This is a genomic window from Stenotrophomonas sp. NPDC077420 (assembly GCF_044543385.1).
Taxonomy (GTDB): Bacteria; Pseudomonadota; Gammaproteobacteria; order Xanthomonadales; family Xanthomonadaceae; genus Stenotrophomonas.
On the sequence record NZ_JBITVZ010000011.1, the window covers coordinates 1 to 19494 of the forward strand.

The 19494-nt window shown below is 61.6% G+C and carries 18 protein-coding genes; 12 read left to right on the forward strand and 6 right to left on the reverse strand.

Annotated elements, in window-relative coordinates:
* The 3 genes from ACIGII_RS11920 to ACIGII_RS11930 all read left to right on the forward strand — a co-directional run.
* Nucleotides 1-1226: DNA methyltransferase (locus tag ACIGII_RS11920; protein ID WP_399638362.1), on the forward strand; the 1226-nt coding region annotated here is incomplete at its 5' end.
* 2 nt (nucleotides 1227-1228) lie between these two features.
* Nucleotides 1229-3874: a DEAD/DEAH box helicase gene (locus ACIGII_RS11925; RefSeq protein WP_399638364.1), complete on the forward strand. Its 2646-nt coding sequence runs from the start codon at nucleotides 1229-1231 to the stop codon at nucleotides 3872-3874.
* 21 nt (nucleotides 3875-3895) lie between these two features.
* Complete coding sequence (locus tag ACIGII_RS11930) at nucleotides 3896-5647, forward strand: ATP-dependent nuclease (RefSeq protein ID WP_399638365.1); 1752 nt, start codon at nucleotides 3896-3898, stop codon at nucleotides 5645-5647.
* Between the two features lie 6 nt (nucleotides 5648-5653).
* Here ACIGII_RS11930 and ACIGII_RS11935 read toward each other — a convergent pair whose 3' ends face one another.
* The 4 genes from ACIGII_RS11935 to ACIGII_RS11950 form a co-directional block, all read right to left on the reverse strand.
* On the reverse strand, nucleotides 5654-6916 hold the full coding sequence (locus ACIGII_RS11935; RefSeq protein ID WP_399638367.1) for a Y-family DNA polymerase: 1263 nt from the start codon (nucleotides 6914-6916) through the stop codon (nucleotides 5654-5656).
* Between the two features lies 1 nt (nucleotide 6917).
* Nucleotides 6918-7805: a hypothetical protein gene (locus ACIGII_RS11940; protein WP_399638369.1), complete on the reverse strand. Its 888-nt coding sequence runs from the start codon at nucleotides 7803-7805 to the stop codon at nucleotides 6918-6920.
* Entirely contained in the window at nucleotides 7805-7993 is a 189-nt protein-coding gene (locus ACIGII_RS11945; RefSeq protein ID WP_282243677.1) for a hypothetical protein, read from the reverse strand. The genes ACIGII_RS11940 and ACIGII_RS11945 overlap by 1 nt, the downstream gene beginning before the upstream one ends.
* A gap of 220 nt (nucleotides 7994-8213) precedes the next feature.
* The gene (locus ACIGII_RS11950) at nucleotides 8214-8678 is read right to left on the reverse strand and encodes a LexA family protein (RefSeq protein WP_399638371.1); all 465 of its coding nucleotides are present in this window, start codon (nucleotides 8676-8678) and stop codon (nucleotides 8214-8216) included.
* A 182-nt stretch (nucleotides 8679-8860) separates the two neighbouring features.
* Between ACIGII_RS11950 and ACIGII_RS11955 the strand changes: the two genes are divergently transcribed.
* The 3 genes from ACIGII_RS11955 to ACIGII_RS11965 all read left to right on the forward strand — a co-directional run bounded on the left by ACIGII_RS11955 (nucleotide 8861) and on the right by ACIGII_RS11965 (nucleotide 11857).
* Nucleotides 8861-9829: an SOS response-associated peptidase family protein gene (locus ACIGII_RS11955; protein ID WP_399657522.1), complete on the forward strand. Its 969-nt coding sequence runs from the start codon at nucleotides 8861-8863 to the stop codon at nucleotides 9827-9829.
* A 476-nt stretch (nucleotides 9830-10305) separates the two neighbouring features.
* Nucleotides 10306-11226 carry a PDZ domain-containing protein gene (locus ACIGII_RS11960; RefSeq protein WP_399638374.1) on the forward strand — a complete coding sequence of 307 codons (921 nt, stop codon included), beginning with the start codon at nucleotides 10306-10308 and terminating at the stop codon, nucleotides 11224-11226.
* Nucleotides 11227-11344: 118 nt separating this feature from the next.
* A complete protein-coding gene (locus ACIGII_RS11965) occupies nucleotides 11345-11857 on the forward strand; it encodes a histone-like nucleoid-structuring protein (RefSeq protein ID WP_399638376.1) in 513 nt (170 codons plus the stop codon).
* Nucleotides 11858-12478: 621 nt separating this feature from the next.
* On the opposite strand, the gene ACIGII_RS11970 is transcribed toward ACIGII_RS11965, so the two are convergent.
* Nucleotides 12479-12835, reverse strand: a complete 357-nt coding sequence (locus tag ACIGII_RS11970) for an HNH endonuclease (RefSeq protein ID WP_399638378.1) — start codon at nucleotides 12833-12835, stop codon at nucleotides 12479-12481.
* A 266-nt stretch (nucleotides 12836-13101) separates the two neighbouring features.
* Here ACIGII_RS11970 and ACIGII_RS11975 point away from each other — a divergent pair, with 266 nt between their 5' ends.
* The 6 genes from ACIGII_RS11975 to ACIGII_RS12000 all read left to right on the forward strand — a co-directional run bounded on the left by ACIGII_RS11975 (nucleotide 13102) and on the right by ACIGII_RS12000 (nucleotide 19104).
* Nucleotides 13102-13599 (forward strand): spore coat U domain-containing protein, encoded by a 498-nt coding sequence (locus ACIGII_RS11975; protein ID WP_399638380.1) that lies wholly within the window; start codon nucleotides 13102-13104, stop codon nucleotides 13597-13599.
* 184 nt (nucleotides 13600-13783) lie between these two features.
* Nucleotides 13784-14374: a molecular chaperone gene (locus ACIGII_RS11980; RefSeq protein ID WP_399638382.1), complete on the forward strand. Its 591-nt coding sequence runs from the start codon at nucleotides 13784-13786 to the stop codon at nucleotides 14372-14374.
* Between the two features lie 39 nt (nucleotides 14375-14413).
* Nucleotides 14414-16591 (forward strand): fimbria/pilus outer membrane usher protein, encoded by a 2178-nt coding sequence (locus ACIGII_RS11985; protein WP_399638546.1) that lies wholly within the window; start codon nucleotides 14414-14416, stop codon nucleotides 16589-16591.
* A gap of 262 nt (nucleotides 16592-16853) precedes the next feature.
* Nucleotides 16854-18017 (forward strand): zinc-dependent alcohol dehydrogenase, encoded by a 1164-nt coding sequence (locus ACIGII_RS11990; RefSeq protein WP_399638383.1) that lies wholly within the window; start codon nucleotides 16854-16856, stop codon nucleotides 18015-18017.
* A gap of 119 nt (nucleotides 18018-18136) precedes the next feature.
* Nucleotides 18137-18838 (forward strand): glycosyltransferase, encoded by a 702-nt coding sequence (locus ACIGII_RS11995; RefSeq protein WP_399638385.1) that lies wholly within the window; start codon nucleotides 18137-18139, stop codon nucleotides 18836-18838.
* A gap of 5 nt (nucleotides 18839-18843) precedes the next feature.
* Nucleotides 18844-19104, forward strand: coding sequence for a PQ-loop repeat-containing protein (locus ACIGII_RS12000; RefSeq protein WP_210132181.1), 261 nt, complete (start codon nucleotides 18844-18846; stop codon nucleotides 19102-19104).
* Nucleotides 19105-19136: 32 nt separating this feature from the next.
* Here the strand turns inward: ACIGII_RS12000 and ACIGII_RS12005 are convergent, their stop codons facing one another.
* Complete coding sequence (locus ACIGII_RS12005) at nucleotides 19137-19493, reverse strand: response regulator (RefSeq protein ID WP_399657525.1); 357 nt, start codon at nucleotides 19491-19493, stop codon at nucleotides 19137-19139.
* Nucleotide 19494: the final 1 nt, after the last annotated feature.

Sequence of the window (19494 nt, forward strand, 5' to 3'; positions counted from 1 at the left end):
TTGAACTCATCCGTATAACGCTTCGTGCTCATAACCACCTCCGCCTAAGCCATAGTTTATGGCTGCGAGGTGTCTACGAAATCCTGGGCGATTCACTCATTTACGCGAAGGATAAGGCCAAGTGGAGGCCCAATCGTATTTTCACTGGGCGCGAGCGAGATAAGCGCTACGGCCGCTTTTTGGTCAATCCCCAAGATCCCATTGAGGCATGGAAGTTCACGACACTTGCTGCAGCAGTCAGTCAGAAAGCTGGCAGAAAGGTGGCGGATCTTAAGAAGGAGCTGGGTGATGGCTTTGAGGAATACCTGAACGACTTTGTTGTTGATCATGCAAGCCATGTTTGCCGTTCGGCGAGGCCTGACTATGAAGCGGTGGGCCAAGATGTCAGGGAGGCTATCGATGCATCTCAGGCACGGCCGCAAGAGGTTGTCTTGCATCGGCGGGACAAGCACTCAGATATGTATTTCTTGGGTGGCGAACGGCTGCTTTTCTACACGTCTAAGCTTAAGGAAGTGGACGGTGTTTTAGTGGCTGGTGAGCCATTGACTACGCTATGGGACGACTTGCTGTCGAACAACTTGCATAAAGAAGGCAATGTCGAATTCCCCAAAAGCAAGAAGCCAGAGTCGCTAATCAAGCGATGTCTCGACTTGGTGACCAATGAAGGTGATCTCGTTCTTGACTCCTTCTTGGGGTCCGGGACAACAGCTGCCGTGGCCCACAAGATGGGGCGCCGCTGGATAGGGGTCGAACGCGGCGATCATGCTGAAGAGAAGTGCCTGCCGCGTTTGAAGGCAGTCGTCGAGGGTGAGCAGTCTGGTATTTCTAAAATCGTCGGCTGGAAGGGCGGGGGCGGATTCCGTTTCTACAAGCTGGGCGTCCCAGTATTTGATGACGAAGGCCACATTCGCGAGAGCATCAAGTTCGAGCACTTGGCTGCACATGTGTGGTTCGCCGAGACTGGTGCAGCTCGCTCCACCCGTGCCCCCAAGCAGCCGTACCTGGGCGAACACCACGGGATCGGCTACTACCTGCTCTTCAACGGCATCCTGGGCGATGAAAGCAAGGCCGGCGGCAACGTGCTGACCAAGCGGGTGTTGAAGGGCCTGCAGCCCTTTGATGGTCCAAAGGTGATCTACGGCGAGTCGTGCGACTTGCCCAAGGAGCGGCTGGAGGAGCTCCAAATCACCTTCAAGCAGACCCCCTACGACATCAAGGCACGCTAAGCATGGCTCTTTCTCTCAAGGTGTATCAGCAGCGGGCGCTGTCCAGCTTGGCCCAGTTCTTGGAGGACGCCCGGTTGACCGGCCCCGCATCCGCGTTCGAGCAGAACGTCGATCCTGGCTTGGTCACCCACTACAAGCCCATGCCGGGCATGGAAGCCTCGCCCTACGTCTGCCTGCGCATCCCCACTGGCGGCGGTAAGACCGTGATGGGCGCGCACATCATTCAGGCCGCAGGCGACGCATACCTGGAGCGTGAGTTCCCGCTGGTCATGTGGATGGTGCCCACCACCCAGATCAAGACCCAGACCCTCGAAGCGTTCAAGAATCCACGTCACCCTTACCGCCAGGAGCTGGACGAGGCATTCGGCGGCAAGGTGGCGGTATTCGACGTGGAGGACTTCACCCACATTCGTCCCGCGGACCTGGGCACCAAGGTGTGCGTGGTCATTTCGACCATGGCGGCGCTGCGCGTGGAGAACCAGGAAGGTCGAAAGGTCTACGAACACCACGAAGATCTGGAGGCCCATTTTGCAGGCAGCGTGTCGGACCTTCCCTACCTGGAGCAGAACAAGGCCGGGAAGGCGATTGCCTCGTTCGCCAACCTGCTCAAACTCCACGGACCGTTGGTCATCACCGACGAAGCCCACAATGCGAACACGCCGCTCTCGTATCAGGTCTACGAGCGCTTGGGTGCCAAAGTGGTGGTGGAGCTGACCGCGACCCCCGAGGCCAGCAAGAGCAACGTGCTGGTCAGCGTCAGCGCCTTTGAGCTCAAGGCAGCGGACATGATCAAGTTCCCGGTCGTGCTGAAAGAGCATGTCGCGCAGTGGGAGGTCGCTGTGGGCAGCGCCGTCGCCCGCCGAAACGAGCTGGGCAAGACCGCGCTTGGCGAGCCGGACTATATCCGTCCCATCCTGCTGATCCAGGCCGAGAACGCCAAGGGCACGGCCACGGTGGAGGAGGTCAAAAAGCACCTCATCGACAACGAAAAGGTGCCCGAGAAGGCCATTGCCATTGCAACCGGTGACCAACGCGAAATCGATGGCGTGGATCTGTTCGCCAAGGACTGTCCGATCGAGGTCATCATTACCAAGCAAGCACTCAAGGAAGGGTGGGATTGTTCTTTCGCCTACGTCTTCTGCTCGGTGGCCCAAGTCAAAAGCGACAAAGACATCCAGCAGTTGCTGGGCCGCGTGCTGCGCATGCCCTATGCCACCCGCCGCAAGCAAGAGGCCATGAACAAGGCCTACGCGCACGTCACCACCACGGCTTTCAATTTGGCGGCTACGGAGCTCACCAAATCGCTCATCGATATCGGGTTCAACCCGTTGGAAGCCGTTGGCGCGGTGCTGACGGATCTCACGCCGGGTCCCGGCTTGGATCTCAAGGGGGGCAACGTCAACCCAGCACCGACAGCTCCCAAGACCACCGTCGCGGTCAGCAAACGGCCCGATTTCTCTGACGTGCCGGCACGGGACCAGGAGAACGTGGTGTTCACCTTGGGCGGGGATGGGAAGAGCGGCACGGTCGAGATCACCGGGGAAGTAGACGAAGCCACGGTGGAAGCCATTACCAAGGCTGTGCCGGCCAAGGAGCGCGAGGAGGCGACGGCTACGATCCAGCGGCACCAGATCACGGCCAAGGCAGTCAAAGCCCCCAGCCAGAACGGTGTTGTGTTCCGCGTCCCCCGGCTCGGCGTCATGGAGCAGGGCGAGCTGGAGTTCGTGGAGAGCGGTGCCACGCCCCCGGGCTTCGCCTGGGACTTGCTGGCTTACCCGCCGGACCTCTCCAGCCTCAAGTTCAATGCCGACAGCCAGACCTTCGAGGTGGATTTGGTTGATGCAAAGGTCAGCTACACGAAGATCGATGACGACGTAAATACCTACCTGCCGGGCTTTGCCAAGGATAGAACCCAAGCAGATTTGGTGGGTTGGCTGGATCAGAAGATCCGAGACCCTGGCGTGAAGCAGCCGATTCTTCGCGAGTGGCTGCGCCGGTCCATCAGCGGGCTGTCCGAAGATCGGGGCTTCTCACTGTCCCAACTGCTCAATGGCCAGTTCGTGCTCCGGCGGAAGTTGGGCGAGCAGCTCCAGATCGCCAAAGCCGAGGCGCTCAAGGATGGCTTCCAACAGGCCTTGTTCGGTGCAAAGGCCGAGATCGTGGTCAGCGACGAGCCCGATGCCATGTTCACCTATCCGGCGGACATGACCCAGTATCCGGCGCATTCCTACTACCAAGGCGGCACGTATCGCTTCCGCAAGCACTACTACCCCTTCGTGGGCGATCTTCAGTGGAAGACCGCCAGCGGCAAGGTCGGTGAAGAGTTCTTGTGTGCCCAAGCCATCGACCAGCTGGATGAGGTGGAGTTCTGGGTCCGCAACCTGGTGGACAAGAGCCAGTTCTGGATGCCGACGTCCAAGCAGCGGACCTACCCGGATTTCGTCGCCCGACTCAAGGACGGCCGCTTGCTGGTCGTTGAATACAAAGGCGGCGACCGCTACTCCGCAGACTCCGAGAAGGAGAAGCGCATGATCGGGGAGCTGTGGGCCAAGAAGAGCAATGGCCGAGGGGTTTACCTCATGGCCCAGTTGAAGGATGAGAAGGGCAACAGCGTCACCGAACAGCTTAGGGCTGTGATCGGGGAGTGACTCACAACAGGGGGCAACGGAATGGCTGTCTACATCTCAGACTTAGATATTCGGAACTTCCGATCGTGTGTTTCCACCCAGTTGCAACTGACCAAGTTTACGCCGCTGGTCGGGTTGAACAACTGCGGTAAAAGCAACTGCCTCACTGCGTTGCAATGGTTGGTGAAAAAGGGGAAGTTGAAGGAGGAAGACTTCCACGATTCCCTATTGCCTGTTGAGGTATTCGGCCGCCTTTACGGCATCGCCGAAGCGGACCTCGCGACGCTAGAGGTTAGGCATCGAAGCAAAATTGAGCACCATGTGCGCAATGGGGTGCTCTTCATCCGAAAAGTTCAGCAGGTGCCTGGCGGGGATGTATTCCTAACCATATTGAATCCAGACACGAACGCGTGGGATCCCAATCCAACCGGTATTGATCAAGCAATCTCTGCTCTTTTCCCGGAGCCAATACGCATCGGAGCGATGGAGGATGCGGCCGAGGACGCCAGTAAAGCAAAAACCACTACGACGATTGGCAAACTTCTTACCGACATGGTTGCGGCGATCCAGGAGAGGCACGAGGCTGACCTGTCACCGCACCTTTCGGCGATCATTGGAATGCTTTCCGCGGAGGGAGCAGAGCGGTTTGATGAGCTGGGGCGAATCGATGCCTCGATTAATGCGAAAATCTCTGATTTGTTCCCTGGGGTCAGCATCAAGCTGGATTTTCCAGTCCCAGTTCTGAACGATCTCATCAAAGCTGGAACTGTTAAGGTCTATGAAGGTGATGGAAAGGGCAGAGCCTTCGGTTCCTACGGCCACGGTGCCCAGCGCGCCATTCAAATGGCCATGGTGCGTCACTTGGCTGATCTGAAGCGAGGGGCGGCGGTCGTGGGCGGTGTGACCTTGTTGTTGATCGATGAGCCCGAGCTGTTCATGCACCCCTTCGCAGTGGAGCAAGTTCGCGAGGCTTTGCGTTTGCTATCTGAAGCGGGCTATCAAGTCATTTTTTCGACTCACTCCGCTCAGATGATCCTCGCCCGTGACGCGAAGAACGCCTTGCTGATGACGAAGAAACATCCGCAGGGCACACAAGCAAGGCCGAGGCTTCAGGCGGTCGTCGAAAAGCTGGTTGCGGAGCCGACGCACCAACTCCACCAGATTTTTAGTTTGACCAACTCGTCCCAGATGCTATTCGCGGACAAGGTGGTCTTGACCGAGGGAAAGACAGAACTCCGTTTGCTTCCAAGTCTCTTTTGCGCCGCCTCCGGGAAGACCATGGGACAGTCTTCACTCGCGATTGTCGCGATGAGCGGGGTGTCCGACACTCAGAAATCCATGGAGATTCTTGACGCGATTGGGATTCCGGCATGTGCGATTGTGGATCTCGACTATGCTTTCCGGCAGGCATCTAAGCATGGGTTTTTAGATGCGGACGACACGGATCTTGGTGCCTGTAAGACCATACTGGCAGAGATGTCGGACGCGGGAACCATCTCTCTGGACGATGGCGGGCTTCCAAAGAAGGGCCCGCAGGGGGGCGCATCAAAAGCCTTCGAACTTCTTGCGGGAAAGCCAGAGGCGGCGCCTCACATTCATGCTCTAGTTCTAAAGCTTCGGGATAAATCGATCTGGTTATGGAGCCGAGGAGCTATCGAACCTCATGTCGGGCTGAAGGAGAAGAAGGAACACGCGTGGCTCACCTTGCAAATGAAGGTGGAGAACGAGGGAGTGGACGCAGCCTGCTCCGACGCGGCCGGTGTCCGCGAGTTGGTGGAATGGTTGGCGCGATGACGGTCACTACCTCACTCGAACCAGCTGATCCCACCTGGTCGTATAAGCCGGTGACAACGCGGTCTGGTTCATGGCCCACACCTGCCTGCGCTGCTCGCCTCCGCGCACGCGCTTGGCAGACGACGCAAACGCCATGGCGCCACGACCGAACTTCGCGTTTGCGCGGTCCATGACGTCCATCAACGCGTGGGAGCGCGGGTCTACCTGGGCGAACAGATCGCCTTGGTGGACGTCCCTCGCGGTCAGGTCCAGCAGCCCGATGCCCGCCTTCTTGTAACGGTAGCCTTCCCTCCACATCGCCTTGGTCAGGGCTTGAACCACCACGAGCACCTCGCGGGTGTCCGTGGTCGGCGATATGAAGTTAAGAGCCTTGCTGGGATGGTATTGGGGTGCCCCGGGCTTGAACGGGTTGGTGTGGAGAAACACCCAAACCCCACCGGCCTGCAGCGAGCGCCCTCGGAGCTTCTCGCAGGCCCGCTGGGCGAAGGTGGCAACGGCTTGTTGGACGTCTTCTAAGGCCACGACCTCTTTGCCGAACGAACGGGACACCACGATCTGCTGCCGGTCCGGTTCGACTTCTTCTAACGAGAAGCAGGCAATGCCCTGAAGCTCTCGCTGGGTGCGGGCCAACGTCACGCCATACCGCGCCCGCAACGTGTCGCTGTCGGCGTGAACCAAGTCAGCCGCGGTAAGCACACCTTCAATCCCCAGCTGGGCAGTGAGCTTGCGGCCCACGCCCCAGACATCTTCGACAGGAAAGCGGTCCAACAGGGCGGAGCCGGGCAGTGCGGTCATGACCCCGTTCACCGTCTTCTTGGCGGCCTTGTTGCCCAGCTTGGCCAATGTTTTTGTTGGGCCGATGCCCACGCAGCACGGAATCCCGGTCCACTGCAGAATCCGCGCGCGGGCTTCCCCGGCTATCCGTTGGTGCTCCCCGGCCGGGATGCCATCGAACGAAACGAACGATTCATCGATGCTGTAGACCTCAACGTGCGGAAAAAGGTCCCGGAGGATTGAGACCACGCGCCCCGACAGATCGCCGTAGAGGCCAAAGTTGGCTGATAGCACCTTCAGCTGGCGACGAACGTCGGAAGGGACTTGGTGGATCGGCTGACCCATCCCAACCCCCAGATCCTTGGCCTCCTGGCTGCGGGCAATGGCGCACCCGTCGTTGTTGGAGAGGATGACCACGGGCCTGCCTCGGAGCGATGGGTTAAAGATCCGTTCGCAGCTGGCGTAAAAGTTGTTGCCGTCGACGAGGCCCAACATGTCAAAGGGTCCTCGGATCCACGTCGTGCCACTGCCTGATTTCTTGCTCCAAGCCATCCCAAGTAGCTTGGAGTTGTTGTGTGTCACCGTTGAAAAGGGGCTGGTCCAAGTGCGCGAATTGGTCGAACGACGGGTGGGGAAGAACGCTGCCAATGCCGCTGTAGCAAAACCACTCACCCACCAGTTGCGCGATCTGGGCCAGCTCCTTGATGGCGTCCTTTGCGTCGTCCAGATTCCAGCGCGGAAGCACTCGGCCCGTCCGGCTGAACTCTGTGGCCGCGTGGGCAATCTCTACGTTAACGTGTTCCACGACACCATCCAGGCCCGCTAGGCGGCGCTCCAACGCGTCGAACACTTCTTCCCGAATCAGATCATCCGGAGTTGAGGTGCCGGACGTGGTCCCGCTGAGCCAGTCAAACACTGCATGCCGTTGTGCCGAAGGCTCGTATTGATACTCCCGCGGAACGAGATAAGCGTCGCCTGGTGGTTGGGCGCGCGCGAACTGCCAATACTGTTCTTCAACGGCGGAGTAGTTATAGGCCAATCCGGCAATGTCCTCTACGAATACCCGGCGCGTGACGCGTTGCCGGATCGCTTTGGCGTCCAGCAACAGGCCAGAAATGGAGCACACCCCATAAGCGCCGTGGATGGTGTCCCGCTCAGCCAGACGCCGAACGCCTTGCATGGTGCTGCTCCAGAAGCCCGTAACGAGCATTTCCAACACCATCCCATTGAGTCGCTTCCCGTCATCGACATCGGGCGCGTGGCGGACCATTTCCACCACGCAAGTGAATGCGGTCAGGTCCCACGCGAGCTTGGACAATGCCTTCGAAATCGCGTTGTCGTCTGTGTCGTAGACACGCTTCCAAAGAGCTATTCGATCGCGCATCACGGCTCCTGGATAGTTGTTATGTCTTCGAGCGCGTTGGACCCGGCCTCGCGACGCCACACGAGGGACAGCACCCCTTCAAAGCGTTCGAGCTCCCCTTCGTCCGTGGGCGCTCGCCGGTAGACATTTTCTTCGTCAAGCACGTTCAGCACGCCAACTGCCGCCGAACCGTCGGTGACGAACAGCAACTGGGCCTCGTAAATGCACGTGCCGGTCGAGGAGCGCCAGCATCGCAAGGTGTCCCCACCGTCCACCCAAACCGCCCACCGGTCGTCCGTATCGCGGGGCCAAAGGCCCTCCCGCAGCAGTGCGAGGTCGTCGGCGCTGAATACATGACCGCAGCGGATGGGCCAGCGCGGGCCCTCCATTGCTGTGAGGTGACTCCAACGGGTTCGTAAGTCTTCCATGTCAGCGCCTGAGTTGTTTTCGGAAGGACCAGGTCACCACGCCCCAGACGTCCAGCTCAACGTCTTCTGGAACCAGTATTGCAGCATTGGCCGGGTTGCCGGAATGCAGCTCAAACCGGCCGGCCCGCTGGCGCAGCTGCTTGACGGTGAACCCTCCCTCCCACAACACCATCACGACATCCCCCGGACGCGGCCGTTTGCTCCGGTCGACCACCAGCGTGTCGCCTGGTCCAATGCCAAACCCCTCCATGGATTCGCCGGTATCGGCCTCGACAAAGAACGTGGCGACCGGGTTGTCGATACACCGCTGGTTGAGGTCCAGCAGGTCCGTGACGCCGAAGAAGTCCTCGGCTGGACTGGGGAAGCCACACGTGACGCGCACCGGCAGCACAGGGAGGGCCAGGACTTCGGCGGCCAGGTTGGCGGCGCCAAGGAAGCCGGGAGGGAAGGAGGATGGGGTGAGCATGGCGGGAGTTTCCTGAAAGGCTGGCTCATCCAGTGAGACCACAACGGGCCGTCAGTCTAGCGGGCTGTTAGTAGTATTGCTAACGCGGCTTGTCGGAGTTCCTGAATGCGCTCATGGGGCAGAGCGCTTGCTTCCTCCACACGCGCCCTCTCGGGCCGGTTGGCTAGGATTGCCTAGACCGCGTGCTGGGAGAGGACCGGATGTGCTATTCCGCTGAAGTGTGGGCCGATTACCACAAATATGTTCGCGCCTATGGCGCGGACATCGACATCGACGCATTCGTCGAGCTTTACCTGCGCCGGGCAGCGGATCCCAAGATCAAAATCCCCAAAGGGATGGACCAGGGGTTCCTCCATCCGCAAACGCCTGGCGTGACGGAGATTCAGGCGCTGATCCAGTCCTACAACGCCACTTTTGTGCAAAACAGCGAGCAAGAGCTGTTCAAGCAGGCCAAGCGGTTGGCCGACGCAGAGCGGGTGTTGGCCGGGTCCAAGCCGACGAAGAAAGCCGCGAACGACCAACGCATCGCGGGCAACAAGGTCAAGCAGCTGAAACGCTGGATATCGGATGGCATCCGCACGGTGCCCGTCCCCGAGCGCGACGACCGCATCTTCCCGGACTGGTATGCCCCTGTTCTCATCGTGGAGGACGGCAGGCCGATCGTTCGGCCGATGCGCTACAACTGCCGACCGGCAGGCATGGACCCTAGCATCGACAGAACCAAACGCGGGCAGGTCTCGGGCACCTACAACGCCCGCCGGGACAACCTCACTCGGTTCTGGCGACACCAGTTCGGGCATACGCACGGCTTGATGGTGGCGCGTGTGTTCTACGAGAACGTCGATGATGGGGCAGGCGGCAGCCAAGAACTTCAGTTCATCCCGAGCACCGGAGAGAACCTGCTGATCGCGTGCCTGGTGTCCCATTGGACCGATCCGGCCGGCCTGCTGCCCGATCTCTGGTCCTATGCGGCGGTGACCGACGCCCCCGAGCCTGAAGTCGCGGCTGCAGGGCACGATCGCGCCATTGTCAACCTCAAGCCGGAGAACGTGGACGCTTGGTTGACGCCGCAGGGCCGCAGCGTCGAGGAGTTGCTCGCTCTGATGGACGACAAGCAGCACCCCTACTACGAGCACCGCAAGGCTGCGTAAGGCGCTGATCTCCAGGGCTGTCGATGGTCGAAGAACTTCCCCAAGGCCTTTGTTATAGCCGTATCGCTTCCATGAGGCCCCGAGCTCATCTCGGCCTCGGCCTATTCAGGCTTCCTGTGTTGCACAGCGTGGGGCCCGAAGACAGACTGAGCCATCCTGCTCCTGGAAAAGCCGTCATGGGCACTCAGAAGCCTCCGGAGTCTTTACATCGGGTATTTCTCTCTTTTGACGGTCACGAGTATTCGGCCACGATCTGGCGCGGCGGAGGGTTCCAATGGCGCCTTCTATCCGTGGAGGTCCCGGCAGCGGGTTGCCGGGACGTGGTGCTACCGGATTTCGAATCGTGCCGCCTGGCGCTGCACGCCGCTGAGGAAATCGCGCGAGAGATTCTGGAGGGCCGATCCGGCGCTTAAGGGGTTACCTAAACGGGTAACATTCGCTGGAGGTCCAACGTCACATGCTCTAGGGGGAGCGCCATGGCGATTCGAACGTTGATTTTTCTTCTTGGTTTCATCATCCTGCCGTTCACCGCTACTGGCTCCCAGCTGTTCGCTGTGACTCCCAGTGGCACACCCGAGGCGGTGTTCTCAGGCAAGGCATCGGTGGCCGTCTCCCGCTTGTCCAGCAAATGCATGGATGTCCAGTGGACGGTCGTGAGCAGCAGCGATACGGAAGTCGTTTGCGAGTCGCCGTTGAGCACGGGTCAGTCCATCATGGGTCAGATGCTGCTCGGGAACAGTTACTCCACGCCTCCTCGGCGCTTCTTCCGCTTCAACGTGAGTGAGCTGTCCGGCGTCTCGCGTGTGCAGGTGTCGGGCTGGATGGAAACCCAGATGGCCTTCGGCCAGATGCAGCGCGCTCCTTTCTCAGGGGCGGACTTCCACAACAGCATCATGAACTTCCTGATCAGTGCGGGAGGCGCGTTCCCCGCAGGGACGACCTTCCCCAACCACACCGTGCTCGGAGTTCTAGGGAAAGTCGCTCCGCGCGGCAGGGCTGCTGTCTACGAGGTGGCTGAGGTGACGCCTGGTGGGGCCGCGGACCGAGCGGGCCTCAAGGCAGGAGACGTCATCACCTCGGTGGCCGGAAAGAAGTTCAAGACCGACGGTGACTTCCTGGATGGCCTGGCAAAGGCAACCAAGGCGCCGACCTACCAACTCGATGTCACGCGCAACAATGCTGCAATGTCGCTCACCGTCGACCGGGACTACCGTCCCACGGCCACTCAGGTCGTCAGCGTCGCGGAGGTGCCCGCCCCGGTGCCCGCTACCGTAGCACCAGCCCTTTCGGTTGCCGATGAGTTGGCCAAGCTTCTGAAGCTCAAGGAGCAAGGTATCCTGACGCAGGCCGAGTTCGATTCGCAAAAGAGCAAGCTGTTGGGTCACCCGTCCCCATAGAGAGCGCTCCGTCGAGACGTGCGAACGAGCCATTGCAGGGGCGCAGAAAGACGGGGGCCTGTCTCGCAAGCGCGTTATCGGATATAACCAAGGCGTCCTTATCTGACCGAGTATCTCAATGGCCTTCACCACCCTCAAATCGCTCGATGCTGAGATCAAACAGCTGGAAGCGCAGAAAAAACTGGTCGAGAAACGCGACGGAGAGGTGCCCAAGGCGCTCGCAGTGCTCCAAAGGTATGCGAAGGTCCTCACTCTCGCGCAGCGGCGGCAGGTCGCCAAACTCATCGGAGAACCGATCGACGCCCAGCCGGCGCGCGCGCCCAAGGCGGGCACTGGATCGTTGAAGGGCCGCAAGCTCGGCAAAGTCGCCCCGAAGTATCGTCTTCCCAGCGGTGAAACATGGGCGGGCCGCGGCCTGACCCCCAAGGCCTTCGCCACGTGGGCCAAATCCGCCGACGGCAAAGCATGGGCCAAGGCCAACCCGGGTGCAAAGTTCCCGGCGGCCGATGGCGCGGTGACCAAATCGCCAACCAAGGCGGTCAAGAAGGTGACCAAGGCGGTGAAGAAGGCGAGCAAGGCCAAGCCGATGCGGAAGCCCCCCAAGAAGGGCTCGGCGAAGTCTGCTGGCTAACCCCGCGCACAAAGGCCTCGCCAATGCCGGTGCCAAGGCGGTGGCTGCGGCGCACGTGTTGCTCGATATCGCCAATGGAACGCTCTTGCAAGAAGAGGCAGGAGCGCGCCTGCGCACCCAGCTGGGACTGCATCTGTCCGCCTTGACGTGCGCCCAATACCTGTCAGGGAAGGAGGCCGTCGGCGCATTGACGGCCCTATCGGAGGATTGGAACGAGCAGGGGTGGACGAAGTCGGACCTCCTCCAAGCCGTGGTAATCGCCTTGGGCGTGGTCAGCGAGGCACGCGGCAGTCGCGGAGGAAAGGTGTCTGGCAGCAAACTGGCCCTGCGGCTCCGGGAAGTGCGAGACGCGGCCGTGGGGGAGGGGGCGTGACACTGCCCCTCGCTGCCCCAAGCTATGCCCTGCTGCAGGCCGACACCACGTGCTGGAAATGTGGCGAAAGCACCCGGGTGACGACGATATGGGTGGCGTCATTTACTGATACGTCTGACGTCGAAGGCCCGGAAGACGAGCCGGAGATTGGAGGGGCGGCGACCTTGCATCACACCCCGCAAGTCCAAAACAACTGGCGGGCGCTGTCCCCCTAATCAGCATAGGTGCTTCCTTTCCTGGCGGTGATTTCAACGGATCGGCTGATGGTGCCAGAACGGCAAGTTTTGAGGCCACCACTTTCCTCGTGCGACCCTTCGCATCACCAGCGTCCTAAACGCGTCAGGAGATGGTGCCTGGCCGAGGCGCTTATGGCGGCCCTGGTTGCACCGGGCATGCGCAGCCACGACGTTCTCTGGCACGTGCTGCCCCCCATCCTGTTGGGCCGTTAGATGCTCGGCAGTGCATTGGATTCCGCGCCCATTGCTGCCCTTGAGCCCCAGCTCGGTCGGGGAGGTCAGCCACATCGGCAGGCCGCAGTAATAGCAACGGCCGGACTGGGCGTGGAAGGCGGACGTGCGGATGGATTTGAGGCGCTTGGTCGTCATAGAAGGCTCCGGAATCGAAAGGATTCCCGCGCCTCCTACTGGAGAACCTCGGGCACCCGGAGCCTAATGGCATGCGGGCACAACACCGGCGCTTCTGCGACCGGCTATTGCTTTTTAGCGCACTCGCAGGTTCGCTGCAAGCGCTGGCTTCGATCCTCGAAGATATTTCTTGGCGGATCCCATTGCGCAAATGGATTTATCGGCTATTGGTTAAGTAAGCCCAATTCGGGTCCTTTCCCTTTCCAAAAATCCGAGGAGGATTATTCATGCGCAAGACCATTTCCCTTTCTCTGGCCTTGATGGCCGCGTTTTCTGCCGCTTCGGCTTCCGCCGCGGACGTAACAGAAGACCTGATGATTTCCGCCACTGTGAACAACGAGTGCAGCATGTTCGTGACCCAGCTGGGCGGCGGCGAATACAACGGCTTGGCGTCCGGCACGCAGGGCTACTCCAACGGCGCGTTGCTGGTTCGCTGCAACCAAGGCACCGCCTTCAGCATCGTGCCCGGCGATGGATTGAACTACGGGGCCGCGATTGGCCGTCCCAACCACCGTGCCGTGTCGGATGGCGCCGGAAACTTCGTCGCCTACGGCCTCTTCAAAGATCCTGGTGCCAGCCAAGTGTGGGGCAGCGGGGCCGATGCTTTGGAAGGAACGGGCGACGGCGAACAGCGAATGATCGGCGTGGGCTATGCCTTTTACGATTTGAACAAGGTGCCCGGCGGGACCTTCTCCGACACCATTGCGGTCACCCTGACTTACTGACCCTCAAAGGTTTTCTATCAAACCCCCGAAAGTTTCGGGGGTTTTTCTTTTGTGGGTGGGTTGACAACCTTAAATGTTTTGGTTGGATCAAAGGAGGTCTTTGGATTCGGGAGGGATTGTGTTTAAGCGTGTTCTTTGGGTTTCTATTTTTTCTTTGTGTGTGTTTCCCGCTTGGGCAAGCAGCGTGTCGTTGTTTCCCACGAGCATCTTGGCCCCAGCCGGCGAAAAGGCAGCGGTGGTGACGCTGGTAAACGACGGAGAGACGCCGGAGCGATTTCAGGTGACGGTGCTGGACTGGGCCTTGGATGCCGATGGCCAAGACGTGACAAGCCCCACAAAGGCGCTTCTTGCTGCCCCCTCGATCGTTGAAATCCCGCCAGGGTCCCGTCGGGCCGTGCGGTTGGTCCGCACCCAGGGCGTCGGCACGCCTGGCTACTACCGCGTGCTGTTGCGCCAACTGCCCCAGCCGGCCACGCCTGGTCGCGTGCAGCTGCTCATCCACCAGAACCTGCCGTTGGCTTTTGAGGACGCCCACGCCGGGCCGCCCTTGCTCACGGCCCGCTTCACCCCCGATGGCCTTCTGCTGACCAATACCGGTCCCACCGCCGCGCGCATGACCGCGATCGGACCGCAAGGCCAGCCCGCCTGGCGGGAAGGGGCGTTGGGCTGGGTATTGCCGGGGCAGAGCAAGCACGTGGGGCTGAAGCCTGGCCAGAAAGCGGCGTCGATCACCGTCACGGTCAACGGGGCTTCCATCCCCCTCGTTGCGGACTAAGGCGCTTCCATGGGAAGAGGATGCGCCCTGGCCTTGGCGATGGTCCTGGTCTTCGCTGGGGGGCCTCTGCACGCGGCCATCCCCGACGGGGTGGAGCCGGTGCTCGCCGCACCGATCCAGGCCAACGGAGTGTCGGCCAAGGTTCCCGTGCTGCTCTGGCAGCAAGGCGGGGCGTGGGTCGCTGAGGGCAGCACTTGGCAGCAGCTGGGCGTGACCCTTCGGCCCGAAGAAGCGGGCGAGAACCTCACCGACCAATCCTTGGGTGTCGTGGTGGCTTACAACCCCGAGAACGCCACGGTGCAGCTCACCATCCCCGCCGAGCGACAGCCGGCGCAACGCCTCACTCGCCAGGGCAGCCCCGTCCCCACGGTCTCTCCGGCCATCGGCGGGGTGCTCGTGAACTACAACCTGGCCACGCAGCGCACCGGAGGGCAGCAGGCGACTTCTCTGGCCCTGGAAGCCCGAACGGGCGGCCGTTGGGGCGTGCTTTCCTCAACCGGCCAGCTCAACCAAGCGCCCGCCGGCTTTGAAATGCGTCGCGGCATGACGGCATGGCAGAAAGACGATCTCCAGCGGCAGCTGGCGTGGCAAGTCGGCGATGTTTATGCCACGCCCCGCATCGGCCCCGTGGCGCTGGGCGGTATTCGCCTCGCCAAGGACCCTGCGGCGCTGGATCCGCTCACGCCGACGTGGCCCGTTCCTACCCTGGGCGGCATCGCCCTGGACCCCGGCCAAGTCAAAGTCCTCTCAAACCAAGCCGAAGTGACGCGGCAGGACATTAAAGCGGGACCCTTCACCGTGGAAGGCCGTAACGTGGCCTTGGGGGCCAGTCAAACGGCGGTGGTCGTGCGCGACACCTACGGCCGCGAAACCGCCGTCTCCATGCAGCGCCTCTACGTCTCTCCCGTGCTGCTGCGCTCCGGCCTCTCCGCCTGGGAGATCGCGGCCGGCCAAGTGCGCGAAGACGAAAACCACTACGGCGAGGCCGGCATAAGTGGGTCGTGGGCCAAAGGCGTTAACGACCGCTGGACGGCTCGAGCCGGAGGCCAAATAGACGAACAGGACAAGGGAAACCTCACCTTGGGCTCAACCTGGGCTCCGGGCACGTGGGGGGTGTTCGATGGCGAGGTGGGCCGCTCAAGCCAAGGCGGAACGCGCTGGGTGGCCAGCTACGACTACCGTGGCCCCACGCTGGGCGTGCGCCTGGAGCATGAGGAGAACGATGGCTTCTGGCGCCTGCAGAGCACCTACGCCACACCCATTGCCTCGCGCACCCAAGCCTCCGTGTTCTACCGCCCGGATCGCCGCATCACCGTGCGAGGCACTTACAGCGCGATCGACACGGGGCGTTCCTCCCTGGCATTCGCTGCGCTCGGGGTGTCGGCCAACCTGGGCAAGGCGGGGCAGGTGTCGGCCAACGTCGTCAAAGACATGAAAGGCGGCGATCTCCAAGCGGCGGCCAGCTACACCTACCGCTTCGGCAGCAAGGCCAGCTTGGGCGTTCGCGCTCGCCAAGCCCCAGGCCAGGATGCCCTGACCACCCGGGCGACCTACCGCACCGATGGCGGCCTTCGCTTGGCTGCAGAGCACACCGAGGGCGATCAGGGCAGCACCCGCGCGACTGCCGAGGCCAACCTGCGCTACGGCGACGTGCGAGCGAGCATGGACCACTACGACGGGCAGACCACCGCTGCGGCCAGCTTCTCCGGGTCCCTGTTCTTGGACCACCGCGGCGTGGCCTTCGGGCGTCCGGCCTACGCCAGCTTCGCCGTGGTGGACGTGCCAGGCCAGGCGGGCTTGCCGGTCCGGGTCAACGGGGCGCCGGTCGGCACCACCAACCGGCAGGGGCGGGTGCTGGTGACCGACGTTCCCTCCCTGCTACCCACCACCGTCAGCCTCAAGGAAAAGGAGCTGCCGGTGGGCATGGAGATCGGGGAGACCGAGAAGCAGGCCATGGCGCCCCGCCAAGGTGGCGTGCGGGTGACGTTCCCCGTGCTCACGCAAAACGCCCGATCGTTCGTGCTCATTGGAACCGCTATTCAACCAGGCACCATGGCGACCACGCCGAACGAGCAAGCCATGGTCGGTTACGACGGGGCGCTTTACCTCGAACACCCCGAGTCGGGGATGGCAGTCGAGGTGTCGGGCGTGTGTAAAGCCGTGCTGCCGTCGCCCCTGCCGGGCGTGGACGAGGTGGCGGGCTTGAGGTGCAACTAGCTGCCCGATTCGTCTTCGCGCATGGGTGGGTCGGAAAGCATCATCAAGTCAGCGCCGATGCACGCGATCTATTCCCGCCCCGCCTTCCTGGCGGAGAAGACACTTGCCGATGCCGGCATTCTGGTCACCAAAAACCACCTTAGAGAACTCATTACCGCCCTCTGCTTGGTGGGCTCCACATCGTCACGACACGGCAGTCACCGACCCGGGACGCAGCGACGGGTATCTCTAGGTGCACCGATCACGTTAAGAGGAGCCGCCAATGCGCGCGTTGACCTACCACGGCAGCAAAGATGTCCGGGTGGACACCGTCCCGGATCCCACCTTGGCGGCGCCCGATGACCTGATCCTGCGCGTCACCGCGACTGCTATCTGCGGCTCGGACCTTCACCTATACCGCGGAAAGATTCCCGACCTTCACACCGGTGACGTTCTGGGTCATGAGTTCATGGGGGTCGTGGAGGAGGTAGGAAGCGGCGTGACCGACTTAAGGCCTGGCGACCGCGTGGTGGTGCCGTTCGTCATCGCTTGCGGCGAATGTTTCCACTGCAAGTTGGCTGAACACGCGGCCTGTGAGACCACCAATACCGGGAAGGGCGCGGCGGTGAACCAGAAGGGCATCCGCCCGCCCGCCGCTCTGTTCGGCTATAGCCATCTATACGGCGGGGTGTCCGGCGGCCAAGCTGAATACGTAAGGGTTCCGAAGGCAAACGTGGGCCCGCTGCGCGTGCCGGATGCGCTGCCCGACGAGCAGGTGCTGTTCCTGTCGGACATCTTGCCTACGGGCTACCAGGCCGCGATCAATGCGGGCGTCAAACCGGGGTCTACTGTGGCCATTTTCGGCGCCGGCCCGGTCGGACTGATGGCTGCCGCGTGCTGCCGTTTGCTGGGGGCCGAGACCATCTTTATGGTCGATCACCTGGCCTACCGGCTGGCCTTCGCCGCGCAGACTTACGGCGTAACCCCAGTGGATTTCAGTCAGATCGAAGACCCGGCTGAATACATCATCACGCAGACCAACGGGCGCGGCGTTGATGCCTCCATCGAAGCAGTCGGCTTCGAAGCCGAAGGAAGCGCACTCGAATCAGCACTGACCACGCTGAAGGTGGAAGGCAGCAGCGGGGTGGCGATCCGCCAGTGCATCGCGGCCACCCGCCGCTGCGGCAGGGTGAGCATTCCTGGCGTCTACGCCGGTTACCTGCATGGCTTCCTGCTTGGCGATGCGTTCGACAAGGGCCTGACCTTCAAGATGGGCCAGACCCACGTGCAGGGCCTGATGCCCGAGTTGCTCGACTACATCGGGGAAGGCGCGCTCAACCCGGGCGTGATTATTACTCACCGCCTTCCCCTGGAAGAAGCCGTCCGCGGCTACGAACTCTTCGACCGTAAGGAGGAGGACTGCCGCAAGGTGATCCTTATCCCCTGACAAATGAACCGTCATCTTTGCCGCGGCCCTGCGCACGCTCTGACCGGCCCAGACGTCGATCTGCCACTGATTGGCTTGAGCCCCAAGCCGAGCAGAGTGGCCCACCCTGAGGGCATGTGGTGATCGCGGTTATCGTGCCGGCGCACAACGAAGCCGATGACATTGGTCGCTGCCTTGAGGCGGTCAACGAAGCTGCAGTGCATCCAGGTTTGGAGGGCGAGCCGGTAGTAACCGTGGTCGCGCTGGATGCCTGCACCGACGGCACAGGGGGCGTGTGCGCTCTCCACGGTGCAGCGGCAGTCGCGCTCGATGCGCGCTGCGTAGGTGTCGCGCGTGCGGCGGCGGCCCGTCATGCGCTTGATTTGGGCGCACGTTGGATTGCCAGCACCGACGCCGACACGGTCGTGCCTGCGGACTGGCTGTGGAAGCAGGTAGCATGCGGCGCTGACGCGTTCTGCGGGGTGGTGGACGTGGCCGAATGGCGCGACTATCCCCCCGCTGTGCGTGAAGCCTTTGCCGGCCGCGAGCTGTCGTGCGATGGGCACCGTCATATCCACGGCGCCAACTTGGGCCTCAGTGCCGCAGCTTATGAGAAAGTCGGCGGCTTCCCGCCGTTGGCAACGGGTGAGGATGTAGCACTGGTGCGGGCCCTTGAGTGTTCGCGAGCAAGCATCGCTTGGCGTGCGCGGCCGGTGGTATTCACCAGCGCCCGACGCTCATCAAGGGCACCACAGGGTTTCAGTAGTTTTTTACAGGCCTTGGAGCGCGAGGTTTTGGGAACCCCTGCTGCGGTGCTACCAGCGCAGGCACTTGTGCGATGACCGCGATGCCGGCAGACCTACTCGGATGGGCCGCCACGGCCGTGCTCATTGCCACGTTGTCTCGACAGATCTACAAGCAACACCGGGCAGGGTCGGTGGAAGCGGTGTCCACATGGCTCTTCGTCGGGCAAATGACCGCATCGGTATTGTTCATCGCTTACAGCGCCCTGATGGGATCGACGGTCTTTGTGGTCACCAATAGCCTGATCCTCGTTACCGCTGTGGTCGGCCAAATCCTTGCTCTCCGTCGGCGACACCGACGCTGATCGGCGGAAATTTGATGGGCGCCTGACGATGGCTACGAGAGCTGTTCGTGGATAGCGGTGATCAGCTGCTTGAAGCGGTAAGGTTTTGGCAAAAAGCGCACGGCCGCAGGAATGGGCGCGAGCTGGGAGCGTTGCAGGCCTGAAACAACCAACACGCGCGCGTGGGGCTGTGTCAGAGCGACCTCCGCAGCGACCTCGAAGCCGGATATGCCGCCTGGCATGCTCACGTCGGTGACAACCACGGCATATCGTGTGTCACCCCTAAGATAAGCGATCGCTTCCACACCATCTGATGCAGGGGTGACCACGAATCCTTGATCGGCCAACGCTTCAACCACCACGGTGCGCAGATCGTCTTCGTCTTCAACAAACAAAACGTTGATGGGCATT